Origin of the sequence: Rhodohalobacter halophilus (assembly GCF_001715195.1) — a bacterium.
GTDB classification, from domain to species: Bacteria; Bacteroidota; Rhodothermia; order Balneolales; family Balneolaceae; genus Rhodohalobacter; species Rhodohalobacter halophilus.
The window spans coordinates 1-12,698 of the sequence record NZ_MDWE01000017.1 but is presented as its reverse complement, the minus strand read 5'-3'; the positions used below and the strand labels follow the sequence as shown (position 1 = coordinate 12,698).

The 12,698-nt window shown below is 46.3% G+C and carries 10 protein-coding genes; 4 read left to right on the top strand and 6 right to left on the bottom strand.

What is annotated here, in order from left to right:
• Positions 1-18: 18 nt before the first annotated feature.
• The 3 genes from recR to dnaX all read right to left on the bottom strand — a co-directional run bounded on the left by recR (position 19) and on the right by dnaX (position 2,995).
• Positions 19-624, bottom strand: a complete 606-nt coding sequence (recR, locus tag BG260_RS06015; protein WP_069131063.1) for a recombination mediator RecR — start codon at positions 622-624, stop codon at positions 19-21.
• Positions 625-675: 51 nt separating this feature from the next.
• Complete coding sequence (locus BG260_RS06010; protein ID WP_069131062.1) at positions 676-1,023, bottom strand: YbaB/EbfC family nucleoid-associated protein; 348 nt, start codon at positions 1,021-1,023, stop codon at positions 676-678.
• A gap of 97 nt (positions 1,024-1,120) precedes the next feature.
• On the bottom strand, positions 1,121-2,995 hold the full coding sequence (gene dnaX, locus BG260_RS06005; protein WP_069131061.1) for a DNA polymerase III subunit gamma/tau: 1,875 nt from the start codon (positions 2,993-2,995) through the stop codon (positions 1,121-1,123).
• 169 nt (positions 2,996-3,164) lie between these two features.
• On the opposite strand from dnaX, the gene BG260_RS06000 reads away from it, so the two are divergent.
• Positions 3,165-5,231 carry a GWxTD domain-containing protein gene (locus BG260_RS06000; protein ID WP_069131060.1) on the top strand — a complete coding sequence of 689 codons (2,067 nt, stop codon included), beginning with the start codon at positions 3,165-3,167 and terminating at the stop codon, positions 5,229-5,231.
• A gap of 6 nt (positions 5,232-5,237) precedes the next feature.
• Here the strand turns inward: BG260_RS06000 and BG260_RS05995 are convergent, their stop codons facing one another.
• Both BG260_RS05995 and BG260_RS05990 read right to left on the bottom strand, forming a co-directional pair.
• The gene (locus BG260_RS05995; RefSeq protein WP_069131059.1) at positions 5,238-6,152 is read right to left on the bottom strand and encodes a DUF1684 domain-containing protein; all 915 of its coding nucleotides are present in this window, start codon (positions 6,150-6,152) and stop codon (positions 5,238-5,240) included.
• Positions 6,153-6,201: 49 nt separating this feature from the next.
• Complete coding sequence (locus BG260_RS05990) at positions 6,202-7,662, bottom strand: PAS domain-containing sensor histidine kinase (protein WP_069131058.1); 1,461 nt, start codon at positions 7,660-7,662, stop codon at positions 6,202-6,204.
• Positions 7,663-7,915: 253 nt separating this feature from the next.
• On the opposite strand from BG260_RS05990, the gene BG260_RS05985 reads away from it, so the two are divergent.
• On the top strand, positions 7,916-9,472 hold the full coding sequence (locus BG260_RS05985) for an N-acyl-D-amino-acid deacylase family protein (protein ID WP_083750127.1): 1,557 nt from the start codon (positions 7,916-7,918) through the stop codon (positions 9,470-9,472).
• 133 nt (positions 9,473-9,605) lie between these two features.
• Here BG260_RS05985 and BG260_RS05980 read toward each other — a convergent pair whose 3' ends face one another.
• On the bottom strand, positions 9,606-10,532 hold the full coding sequence (locus BG260_RS05980; RefSeq protein WP_069131057.1) for a 2-hydroxyacid dehydrogenase: 927 nt from the start codon (positions 10,530-10,532) through the stop codon (positions 9,606-9,608).
• A gap of 268 nt (positions 10,533-10,800) precedes the next feature.
• On the opposite strand from BG260_RS05980, the gene BG260_RS05975 reads away from it, so the two are divergent.
• On the top strand, positions 10,801-11,214 hold the full coding sequence (locus BG260_RS05975) for a LexA family protein (RefSeq protein WP_083750126.1): 414 nt from the start codon (positions 10,801-10,803) through the stop codon (positions 11,212-11,214).
• 18 nt (positions 11,215-11,232) lie between these two features.
• The gene (locus BG260_RS05970) at positions 11,233-12,507 is read left to right on the top strand and encodes a Y-family DNA polymerase (protein WP_069131056.1); all 1,275 of its coding nucleotides are present in this window, start codon (positions 11,233-11,235) and stop codon (positions 12,505-12,507) included.
• Positions 12,508-12,698 lie beyond the last annotated feature (191 nt).

Sequence of the window (12,698 nt, the reverse complement as noted above, 5' to 3'; positions counted from 1 at the left end):
TGTGTTGGATTGAGTTGGTTAAAATGAGGTGCGGCTGGCAAATGCACGGCTTAATGTGGCTTCATCAATAAATTCGAGCTCCGTTCCCATCGGAATTCCGTAAGCGATACGGGTAACGTTTACGTCGTAATTAAGCAGCAGTTTATTGATGTAGTAGGAAGTTGCCTCTCCCTCGGCATCGGGATTCAGTGCCAGAATCACTTCATCCACCGGTTCTTCTTCATCGGCAAGCCGCTGCAACAGCTCCTTAATTCGTATGTCATCAGGACCGATGTTGTCGAGCGGGGAGATGGTTCCGCCCAGAACGTGATAGCGTCCCCGAAACTCGTTCGTTTTTTCGATGATATAGACATCTTGAAACTCCTCAACAACGCAGATTACTCCGGATTTTCTCTTAGGGTTACTGCAAATGGAGCAGGGGTCATTATCGGTGATGGTTCCGCAGACAGAGCAGCGTTTCACAGACTTCTTCAGTTGTACAAGCGCATCGGCCAAGGTCATGACACGCTCATCGGATTGCTTGAGAAGGTGGATAGCAATTCGCTGGGCAGATTTTCGTCCGGTGCCGGGCAGTTTTGCCAGCTCCTCAATAACCCGCTCTAAAACTTCGGAGGTAATTTGCATCAGCTAAAATAGAGTGTGAAAGTGACCCGATTGATTTTCGGTAGCATCAGATTATAGTCCAAATTTACTCATGTCCATGCCGGGAATACCGCCGCCGGGCATCATATCTTTGTACACATCCTGCATTTTTTGTTTGCCGGCATCTTCAGCTTTCGTCAATGCTTTATTTACCCCGGCTACCACAAGATCTTCCAGCATCTCTTTGTCTTCAGGGTCAATTACATCCTTGTCTATCTCTATACTAATCACTTCCCGTTTTCCGTTGGCTTTCACTTTCACCATCCCGCCGCCGGCATCCGCTTCCACGGTTACGTCTCCCAGCTTTTCCTGGGCCTCTTTCACTTTTGCTTGCATGTCGTTCAGTTTGCCGAACATGTCGGCCATATTAAATTGACTCATAACAGAAATTCGTTTTGTTTGATCTCGATTTGTTCAAAAATAACACATATCGGGCTGAAAATGTTTTACGGGTGCCCGTTTATTTGTTAAATGATATTTAATACTCCAGTTCGGCCCCAAAAAGTTCCACGATCTTTTTCAGATGCGGGTCCTCCTTCTGAATCTCCTTAAACCTTTCATAAGGACTGATCGTCTCTTTCTTCTTCTCGTCGGAGTGTTCTACTGTACATTTAAAACGGATAAAAGATCCCGTCATTCTCTTAAACAGTGAAGAAAGAAGCTGCTGATTCTCCTCTACAAGGTTTGTGGCGAACTCATTATCCACCGCAACCATCAAGGTAGAGCCTTTTAACTCTTTCAGTTTGAACCGTAAAATCTGAAAGTAGAGCATTTGAGGGGCACTCTCTTTCACCACGTTGAGAAATGATTTCCAGCACTCTTCCACATCCTCCAGAGATTTGATCTGGCCGGTTGCCGATTCTGTCTGCTCTTTCGGTTTCTTTTTGTTTTGAGGTTTTACGCCGTTTGAGGAGCTAATGCCCTTTACATAGCCAAGGGCCGGTTTAATGGTCAAAAAGTCCTCCTCTTCATCCTCCTCCGGCCGGTCTTCAACCATCGTGGAAGTTGCCGTATCTGCGGGGTGTGGCGCTCCATCGGTTTGGGCGGAGCCGGAAGCAGCTTTGGTCGTCAGGTTTTCACTGCCTCTCTTCACTTCACCGGGAGTTGCCTGTGATTGTTCAGGTGTGTTGGGTGTTTTCGGCTTTTCCTGATGTTTCTCAGGTTTTTTATCTGCCGACTTATGTGGAGCAGGTTTAGAATCGGATGAGTCCGGTTCAGGGGACTCTATCTGGTTACTGCCGTTTTTTTTTAACTGCTCCAGGCCTTCAATGAGTATGCTAAGCTCCTTGGTGCGGCTCATATGGATGAGCTTCAGCATCAAAATTTCAAAATGGACGCGCGGCTGCTGTACATCACGAATTTTGAGCTGTGCGTCACTAACCAAATGGAGCATTCGCATCAGATCTTCATCAGTAAAGTGTTGAGCAGCTTCTCTGTATCGATCTTTTGTCTCGGCTGTTGCTTCCACCAAGAACATCTGTTTCGATTGCCGAGCAACATAAAGGTTTCGCAAATGCTCCGTCAAAGAGACCAGAAACTCCTGAATATCCACGCCGTTTTGGATGAGGCGGTTAATCAGGCTCAGCCCGGTCTTAGCATCTCGTGTTTGAATGGCCTCGGTATATTCGAACAGTTGATCGTGCCCCACAACATTGAGCGCCTGCAGCAGTTCTGTATGCTGAATGGTAGTTCCGCAAAAGGCAATCGCCTGATCCATCAGCCCGAGAGCATCGCGTAGCGCACCGTCTGCTTTTTTGGCAATAACGTGCAACGACTCATCATCAATGGTGATGTTTTCATCGGCACAGATCGTTTTCAGGCGCGCAACAATTTCCTCCACGCTGATTCGCTTAAAATCAAACCGCTGCACACGGGATAGAATTGTGGGCAGAACCTTGTGTGGTTCTGTAGTCGCAAAAATAAAAATGGCGTACGATGGCGGTTCTTCCAGAGTTTTAAGCAGGGCATTAAACGCCTGTTTACTCAGCATGTGAACCTCATCAACGATAAAAACCTTGTAGCGGCCGTTTTGAGGCGGAATGCGCACAGTTTCACGAAGCTGGTGAACATCCTCAACCTTGTTATTGGAAGCGGCATCAATTTCAACAATGTTGAGCGTTTGATTAAGAGACTCGCCATCAATAGAGTTGTCAATTTCGTTGATGGTGCGCGCCAGAACTCGAGCCATCGTGGTTTTCCCCACGCCCCGCGGTCCGCTAAACATGTAAGCATGAGAAATACGGTTTTGTTTGATCGCATTTTTGAGCGTACTGCTTACATGATCCTGTGAGACAATATCATCAAAAGATTGAGGTCTGTACTTTCGGGTAAGTGCGCGGTAATTATCGGCCATGGATGCTCGTTTTTAATTTCGATGAAAGGTACAAAATTTGAGACTTTTGTCGGAATATATTCCATTGTAAGCCGGCAAGGACTTCAAACCCGGCCGGTATGTAAATAAAGTGTGAAAACGGTTTGCGAGGGTGGTATTTTATTGAAAATCCGTTAATTTGTGCAGCCTTATGGGACAAAATAATTTATACATACTTTTAACCACGGCCTTTCTCTTTTTGATGGCAATGGCCGAAACCATCAGTGCGCAGCCGCAGCGGGCATACGAGCGCGGACTTGAGGAGCTCTACAGGAATAATGTAACCCGCGCACTCGATATCTGGTATCAGGCGTATGAGGATGAGGGGCCGGTCGACTCCCGTGTGGGAATTGAGTTCATCAAAACGGTGACTGAGCGGAACCTTGAAGACTATTTCGATCAGGCGACGGAGCTTTACTACAGGGCAATTACGAATGGAAGCGGCATGGACAGCCGGGTAGCCATCCGCCGGGAAATTGACCGTATGCGACCGATCATTGGTGAGGGAATTTACCGCCAGTGGAATGAGTGGTGGGGTGATGAAGATCCTCAGCTTGCTGTTGATATGAGGGGATTCTGGATTCAGGCAGACCCAACACCGTCACGACAAGCCAATGAGCGTTTGATTGAACATTGGCAGCGAATTGCTGACGCACAGGAGAACTTTAGAAAAAACAGAAATACAGTATTCAATACGGATGACCGTGCGCTGATTTACATTCGTTATGGGGAGCCCGACAGAACCCGAAATGGAATTTTAACACTGCAGACCAGTAATATTCGGCAGTGGCTGCAAAACCAGGTAAATCCATACAGCCGCACCGAACGCGAGGAGATGTCGGGGCAGGATGAACATGAACGGGATTTTGCCGAAAACATTCAGATCGACCGCCTTCAGGATGCCATCTATCAGTTTCATCGGTATCCCGAATATGAAATTTGGTTTTATGAAGGCGTTTCGGAGGGAAACAGTGAGCCGCTGATTTTTATCTTCGGGACGGATGTCGAGAGCGAAGAGTTCAGGCTTCAGCGTGGAGTGGAAAGTTTTATTCCGGAACGAGCCTATAACCCTGAGCGGGAGCGATCAGGTGATTCAGTTGAGTTTACCAGGGCCGGAATTACGCCGGCGCTGATGCTTCAGTTAATGTATTATGAACAGCTTGCATCTGCCGACGAATATTTCCAGAGTCGGTTGAATACTCTCAGGAATCGAATTTTGGAGCAGGGCAGGCAAGCTTTTCGCGGACTCGACACGGATTTCAGGGCTGAAAGCGCAGATTTACTAAACAGCAGACTGGGTGTCTCTCCGGTTACCAAATCCACCTATTCTGAGAAAATTCCTGAAATTCCGATGGAGATGTACCAGTATCGATTTTTGAATGAGGATCAGGAGCCGGTAATCATGACGTTTATTGAAAGTTCGGCCCGTGAAGCGTTTATGATCGACTACTACCGAAACCGCGGACAGTACGATGTTGATGAGTCGATGCTTACAAATGGGAAAGATATCAGCGAAATATTTAACTACTATGAGCTGACCCATACATTCAAATTGTATGATGATTCTTGGAATACACTTCAAACGGAGTCTCACAATCCGCCGCTGATTCTGGACAGAAACGAAAACAGAAGCAGCTCCCGAACCATTATCGAGACCCATCATACCGGCAGGCAATATGTAACATCATCTGCCGAGTTGATGAACTTCAACCCTGATACACGAGCGGTTTACGAAACCCCATTCACACCCGCTCTTCGGGGTTTGGGTAAAGTTCAGATCCGGCAGCCGGAACCGCTTGTATCTCATGCCGACTCGCTGGAGATGGCAGATCTGATTCTTGGATATCAGAAGACAGGCCAGTTTACCGAGCCATTCCCGTTTATTGTTGCAAACGAGAGAGTGGTGCCGTTTGAAGAGACGCTGGTTCTCCATTTCGAAGTGTATAACATTGCACCAAGAGAGGATGGATTTACCCATTTTGAGCTGACATACCGAATTTTGCCTGTGGATGAATTTGGCCAGGTTCTGACGGATCAAACAGAGTTTGTTCTCACATTAAACTTTGTAAATGAGTACAGAAGGGTAGTGGAAGATCTTGAAATTGAAACGGCTGAGCTGTCTCCCGGACTCTATGATCTTCAGGTAGCAGTTGAGGATATGGTAACCGGACAGCAGAAAAACCGTTCGGTACGATTTGAAGTTGCCGGGGAGAACTAACTCTTTCTACTCAAGCCCGTCCCAATCCTGAGGACGTTTTTCGCCGGCTGTGATTTCCAGCTCCAGCCGGTTTTGAACGGGTGGCAGCTGACAAGTAGTAAACAAGTTGTAGGAGCAGGGTGGATTATAAATTTTGTTGAAATCGATGACTGTGTATTCACTCCCTTCCTCCGGGTAGTCAATGTAAATATATCGCCCGGCCTGATAGGTTTCAGTTCTGTTCGTCAGATCACCCACAATCAGAAACATCTGATCGGTACCCTCCAGGGCGTCTAAAGTGTAGAGCTTACCGTCTTTCATGAATTCAATTGTCCCAGGACTGGGGGTATCCACCTGCTGCCCAAGAACGTTTACGATGGAGATCGTCTCTCCCTCATCAGCTGGGAGAAATTTAGCTTTGAGATGCCATTCCGGATTGAGCGGATAGCGGTCAAACCCGGTAAATGCATCTACTTTTGGATTAGACTTATTGTAAAGGCGAATCCCGGTCAGCTCTTCCCGTTCGATGATCAGCCACTCGAGAGAGCCGTACTCAACAGAAAGAGCCTCTTCTCCATCATAAATCTCTTTTTGCCGAAACGATTCACCATTCTGGATGAACTCAATTCCATTTGCTGCTTGCAGTAAGACGGTTCCTTCATGTAAAATAAATTCTCCGGCGTACTCCGGAATCGAGCCTTCAGGAAATTTTATATCCACCTCATTTCCGGAGCCAAAACTGTTCTCTCCCTCTTGCAGCCAGTACATACCGGCAAGCCGCATCCATCCTGTTGGATTTGTCAGGCTCTCCATTCGGCTCTCCTGCCATTCATCAAACTGTGCCTGGTAATTATCGGGCAGGGGTTCCGGGCCAAGGTCCGTGCGGGTACAGGCGCATATCAGAAATATAGCAGTGGTAAGCAGTACTGTTTTTTGAAGCATATCTGTTGAGTGGATTTTATGGAGAACGTCTCCGGTAAACAGACGGAAGTTACTGAATTGGCAATTCAATTCGGAATGTACTTCCCACGCCTGGTTTACTGTCTACAGTAATTAAACCTTTATGAAGTTCCACAATCTGTTTTGAGATAGCCAGCCCAAGGCCAGTTGTGGTTTCACCGCGGATGCCTTCACGCTTCGCTTCCGTAAATTTATCAAACAGGGTTTTGAACTTCTCTTCAGATATCCCGATACCGGTATCAATAACTTCAAACACGGCATGCTCGTTGACCCGCTTGGCATGAACTGACACACTACCGCCATCCGGAGTAAACTTGATGGCGTTGGAGACTAGATTGTTCAATACCCGAATGATCTTATCCCGATTTAATCTGATTTCAGGGAGACACGGATCACTCTTTAGTGTTAACTCAATGTTGTTTTTCTCAGCACGAACTTTGAAGGAGTTTTGAACCCGATCCAAAAGACTGCTCAAGTTTGTCGGTTCTGTCTCAAGAATAAAGTCCTCACTTTCCATAGCCGACAGTTCAAGTAATTCTGCTGCCAGATCAAGTGCAGATTCCAGTTTTTGATTGGCTGCGATCATCAAGTTACGATGTTCCTTACTCTCCGTTTCTTCAATGAGAACACTGTTGAGCGATACGGCCGCTGAAATTGGGTTTCGAATATCGTGCGCAATGGTCGAGACAAGCCAGTCTTTCTCCTCAATAAGTTTTTGAAGTTTCTGTTCAGACGCTTTCCGGTCGGTGATATCACGGCAAACGGCATAGGTTGTCTCCAGGTCGCCGTCTCGGTTATATTGGTAGCTTACATGATCTTCCCGCCAGATATACGATCCGTCGCCGGTGCGTGCCCGAAACTGGTAGGTGCCGCTATCAGCTTTTTCGTTCAACTTTGCATAAAACTCTTTCTTTATTCTTGCCTTGTCATTAGGATGAATAACCGGCCGAAGAGACCCCTTTGTGTCATTGATATACTCTTCAAACGTTTCATAGCGCATCATGCGTAAAAATGCCGGGGAAACAAACGACGTCCGCTCCTTCTCTATGATAATAATTCCGTCGGAAGAGTTTTTTGCCATCAATTCGTACTTGCGCTGGGTATCCGCAAGCTTACGCTCAGTCTCAATGTGGTCGGTAATATCCTGTACCGTGCCAAAAATTGCTTTATTTAAATCCGGGTCGATATCCGGCTGACCGATGCAGCGGATCCATTTAGAGTCTTTTGAGTTACATCGAATCTGGTAGATATCCGATTTTGCCTCATTATGCTCTAAAATATCATTCATACATGCATTGAACCGATCGCTGTCTTGCTGCGATGAAAAACGCCCAAAGAGTACTTCCAGGCCATGAAGAGTGGCACTCTCAATTCCAAAAATATCTCTCGCATTTTTGCTTAATTCAACAACAGAAGTCTCTTTTTGATATGTCCACACACCAATTTTTGCGGTGGCCAGTGCCCGGTCTAATAAATCGTGTTGCTTGATCATTTGAATATGGCGATGAAATGTTGAGAAACCAGGAATGAATAGTTCGTACAATTTACGACTTTTAAAGTTGCCGGGAACCTGTTAGAACTACCTATTTTATTCATAGCGGTTTCTAACTTCTTGTCATCAACTTTCTGTTTTTCATTGAAATGATGAGAGCTATTTTGCGGCCAAGGTTTTACTTTCGATAGACTGAGAATTATCTAATATTCTTTTACCATAATTTTGTGCTTCAATTAACCGGATTTTCCAAATGAAAATTTATCCATCCCTACTCAAGGCTCTTGTTATCACTTTAAGCTTTATGGCTGTATCCTGTTCCCAGGTTCAAACCGACGGAGAGATTACAGTCATTCTAAATGCTGACATAATTGACGGATCCGGTGAGGATCGTTTTCGCGGCGATTTACTCATACGGAATGGAGTGATCGATGAAGTTGGTGCCGTAAATCCCGGCAGCTATCCGGATGCGCGTGTTATTGATGCTGCCGGACGTGTATTGGCTCCGGGCTTTATCGATCTACACTCTCATGGTGATCCTCTCAAAACCCCCCGATTCGACAATTTTCTGGCTATGGGCGTAACCACCATCAGCCTTGGGCAGGATGGCGGAAGCCCAAACACAGATGATGTCTCCGGATGGATGGATCGCGTGGATTCCGTTCAAACCGGCCCAAATGTGCTGCATTTTCAGGGGCATGGCACACTTCGGCGGGTGACGGAAACACCACAGCAGCCCGATCTTTCTGATGAAAAACTGCAGGAGATGGTCAGTCTGCTAAGAAGTTCGATGGAAGCCGGATCTTTTGGAATGACGACCGGGTTGGAGTATAGTTTCGGGCGGTACACAACCATGAATGAACTTTCGGCACTTGGCCGAACGGTTGCAGAATTTGACGGGGTTGTGATGAGCCATGTTCGAAATGAAGATGATGATAAAGTTGAGGATTCAATCATGGAGTTAATTGAACAGGGTAGACAGTCTGGAGTGAAAGTGCACGTATCACACATCAAAATAGTTTATGCCAACGATCCCTCCCGCGCTGAGGATGTTCTGCATATCATGAATGAAGCCAGAGACCAGGGACTCGAGATTACTGCAGATGTCTATCCGTATGCAGCGAGTTTTACCGGAATCTCGATTCTATTTCCTGCATGGGCAACCGAAGGAGATTTTGAACAGGTAGTTGCCGAGCGGCGGGATGAATTGGCTGAATATCTGAGAAATCGTGTCAATATGAGAAATGGGCCGGAAGCGACTCTGTTTGGGACGGCACCATGGGCAGGCATGACGTTAGCTGAAGTGGCGGACTCCTTAAACAAACCGTTTGAAGATGTTCTGATTGATGATATCGGACCCGGTGGAGCAAGTGCCGCCTACTTTGTGATGAATGAGAATGTGATGAAGCGTTTTTTGCAGGATCCGTTTGTGATGGTTAGCTCAGACGGCAGCCCGACGATGCGTCATCCGCGCGGCTACGGAAGCTTTGCAAAGATCATTCAAAATTATACCGTAGAGGGCGATCTGCTAACGCTCGAACAAGCCATCCATAAAATGACGGGACAATCGGCAGAACTATTGGGGTTAAGCGATTCACAAAAAGTGGATACTCCACGCGGACTGATAAAAGAGGGTTTTGCGGCGGACCTGGTTCTCTTTGATTCCAATCTGGTTCAGGATATGGCAACCTTTGAAGAACCTCATCAGCCGGCTCAGGGTTTCGACTGGGTTTTCGTGAATGGTGTTCCGGTAATCGAAAACGGAGAACCGAATGAAGAGAGGCCGTCCGGAGTGATTCGAAGAAAGTAAGCCCCGTCAGACCGCTCCCCGGGGTCAGGCGGATGTCTCTGATCGAAACTAATTACTCGTGGCACGCCTTAAAGTCGTGCTACGAGTTGGAATTGATCAACCCATCTGACCGCTCGGAGCGTTCTGATGGGAACTAGTAGCCCGCCTCCCGATCTACTTGATGCAGCAGATCCATCCCTGAGAGCATACGCTTATAATTCTCCAGAATTAACTCTGCTGACTCTTTGGGATCGGTAACGGACGCAATGTGCGGTGTGATGGTGATTTTATCTCGACCCCAGAACGGATGGGACTCAGGTAACGGCTCTTCTGAAAATACATCCAGTGTAGCATGAGAGATCAAATCGGTGTCGAGTGCATAAATTAAATCTTCTTCCACAAGGTGTCCGCCCCGGGCAACATTAATCAGAAATGAAGGTTTTTTCAGGCTTTTGAAAAGTTCCAGATCCAGGATTCCCTCCGTCTCCGGTGTCAGCGGAAGCAGGCAGATAATAATATTTGTTTGAGCCAGAAATGAACCGAGCTGATCTTTACGGTAGCAGTTTACTCCATCAATCTGTTTTTGCGACTTAGACCAGCCGTTTACGTTAAAGCCGTTATCACGAAGCCTCGTTGCAGTTTTCTCCCCAATTGCTCCGAGTCCCATAACACCAACGGCTATCGCATCTTTTTTGATGGAATCGAGAGGTCTCCAAATAGCTCTTCGCTGCTGATCAAGGTACCGGTCTGTCTTTCGAATAATGTTCAAAACGGCGGTTAGCACATAATCAGCCAGTTGACCGGAGAGGGATGGCGCCACAATTCGTGTAAACTGAATGTCATCGGGGATGGTATTATCGCTCAACAGATGATCTACGCCGGCACCCAGAGAGGAGATCACTTTCAGGTTGGGAAAACCATCAAACAGATTAGCCGGATGACGCCAAGCTACAGCAAACTGAACCCGTTCTTTATTTTGAATACCCGGCCAGATGTCAACATCCAAATTGGGATCGAGTTCGAGAAGAGCCTCTTTATAAGGTTTCAGATTTCTGTTTTTTGAAACAAGCAGCAGAGACATTGTAGTGGATTGGAGTTTGGTGTTTCTGGGATGCCAAAAAATAGGGTAAATCTGGGCGAACTGCGCATAAAATCTCTGAAGAGCGTGTCTGTCTATTTCCGGGCTTAGAATGAATGATTTTGTAGAAAGAATTTGCCGGAAATTTATTGAGTTAACTTAAATACTGTTCTGCCAATGGAATATACATTCTGAAAAAAATAGCCGTGAGAGTTGTGATTTTAATTTCTTTACACATATATTGAACATATAACCTATATGAACAACCCCTATGAATACAGCAATTGCATATCCGTCTCAAATTCAGCACGATCACGAACCTGCAAAACGAGGTGAAACGGGATTCCCATCACCGGCAACCGATCACCTGGAGAATGAACTTAATCTCCACAATCACTTGATAAAACGTCCGGCCTCGACTTTTTTTGCCCGGTTTGATGGCGACTCAGAAAACAGTTTTGGGATAGGGAATGGAGATATTTTAATCATTGACAGATCACTGGCGCCAAAAGACGGTTCGATGGTTCTGGCTGTTGTAGACGGCAACATTTCTGTCTGCCGGGTTACAAAACGTCCGAATAATTGGGTGCTGGTTTTTAGCGATGGCCGGAATCGTCCGATTAACTTTGATGAAAATGAGACCGTGATTTGGGGGAAGGTAACACACGTAGTTCACTCTGTTTAAACTGTTCGCTGCACTATCATGCCCTCCTCTTTTGCCCTGATTGATTGCAACAACTTTTATGCCTCCTGCGAACGGGTGTTTAATCCATCACTCCAAAATCGTCCTGTTGTAATTCTCTCAAATAATGATGGCTGTGTGATTGCCCGCTCAAATGAAGCGAAAGAGTGCGGAGTTGATATGGGGGTTCCGGAGTTCAAAATTCGCAAGCTGGTTCGGGAAAAAAACATTGAGGTTCGGTCATCAAACTATGCGCTTTATGGAGATATGAGCCGGCGCGTGATGAATACAATCCGGACGGTTACTCCCAATATGGAGGTTTATAGTATTGACGAGGCGTTTGCAGAGATTTCAGGGCGGAATCATGAAGAGATTATTCAAAGAGGGAGAGAGATCAGAGAAAAGGTATTGCGCTGGACCGGAATTCCCGTCTCCGTTGGTTTGGCTCGTACAAAAACTCTTGCGAAACTGGCCAATGAAACGGCAAAATCGAATCCTGATTCGGGCGGGGTCATGGCACTTCGGACAAAACATGAGCATCAGCGTTTGTTGGAATCTACAGGAGTTGATAAAGTGTGGGGAGTAGGGAGGAACTACTCAAAAACATTGAAGAAACATGGGATTTACACAGCATGGGATTTGATTCATCGCCCGGACTCTTGGATTCGCAGAACAATGAAAGTAACCGGACTCCGAACCGTTTGGGAACTTCGCGGCCACTCCTGTCTTGAAATTGAACAGACGCTCGATCAACGAAAAGGAATTTTAAGTTCGCGATCGTTTGGGAATCCTGTTTACAAATTAGATGATCTGATAGAAGCCGTTTCATCATTTACGGAGAGAGCATCGTCAAAACTTCGAAATCAAAAGAGTCTTGCGGGGATGATTACAGTAACCCTGGTAACGGATAAATATAAAGACCCCGGTAACCCCTATAAGTTTGGAGTGTGTGTTGACCTGAAAACACCTACATCCGATTTGACTCAGATTATCACCGTTGCAAAAAAATGTACGGTGCATCTATTTGAAGGTGGGCGAAAATATAAAAAAGCGTGGGTGATGCTGACTGGATTAGTTCCGGAATCTGAATTTCAAACCGATCTTTTTTTTGGAGTAAAAGATTTGGGTAGGAACAGATCGCTGATGGAGAGTTACGACCTGATTAACTCAAAATTCGGCAATCGTACAGTACATGCAGCTTCATCGGGTATTGATCAGTCCTGGCAGATGAAGCAGCAATTTTTGAGCCCGAGGTATACAACACGGTGGGATGAAATCTTAACAGTGCGCGATTAGCCGGAGTACTAAGAGAAGGGGGTTGATTGCTAAATTTCTGTATGTGTGTGCCCGGCATGGGTGCCTTGGCTTACATGAATGTAAGTCATAAATCTTGAGGGTGAAAGTCCCTTATGGGCAGGGGTGGAACCCTGAACCATTAGCAAGCCGCAAGGGCGTTGCAGGTAACTGCAAGTCTGAAGGAAGCGGGA

Coding starts and splice junctions, on each gene's coding strand:
- recR (WP_069131063.1), bottom strand. CDS start 624: ATGCAAATTACCTCCGAAGTTTTAGAGCGGGTTATTGAGGAGCTGGCA.
- BG260_RS06010 (WP_069131062.1), bottom strand. CDS start 1,023: ATGAGTCAATTTAATATGGCCGACATGTTCGGCAAACTGAACGACATG.
- dnaX (WP_069131061.1), bottom strand. CDS start 2,995: ATGGCCGATAATTACCGCGCACTTACCCGAAAGTACAGACCTCAATCT.
- BG260_RS06000 (WP_069131060.1), top strand. CDS start 3,165: ATGGGACAAAATAATTTATACATACTTTTAACCACGGCCTTTCTCTTT.
- BG260_RS05995 (WP_069131059.1), bottom strand. CDS start 6,152: ATGCTTCAAAAAACAGTACTGCTTACCACTGCTATATTTCTGATATGC.
- BG260_RS05990 (WP_069131058.1), bottom strand. CDS start 7,662: ATGATCAAGCAACACGATTTATTAGACCGGGCACTGGCCACCGCAAAA.
- BG260_RS05985 (WP_083750127.1), top strand. CDS start 7,916: ATGAAAATTTATCCATCCCTACTCAAGGCTCTTGTTATCACTTTAAGC.
- BG260_RS05980 (WP_069131057.1), bottom strand. CDS start 10,532: ATGTCTCTGCTGCTTGTTTCAAAAAACAGAAATCTGAAACCTTATAAA.
- BG260_RS05975 (WP_083750126.1), top strand. CDS start 10,801: ATGAATACAGCAATTGCATATCCGTCTCAAATTCAGCACGATCACGAA.
- BG260_RS05970 (WP_069131056.1), top strand. CDS start 11,233: ATGCCCTCCTCTTTTGCCCTGATTGATTGCAACAACTTTTATGCCTCC.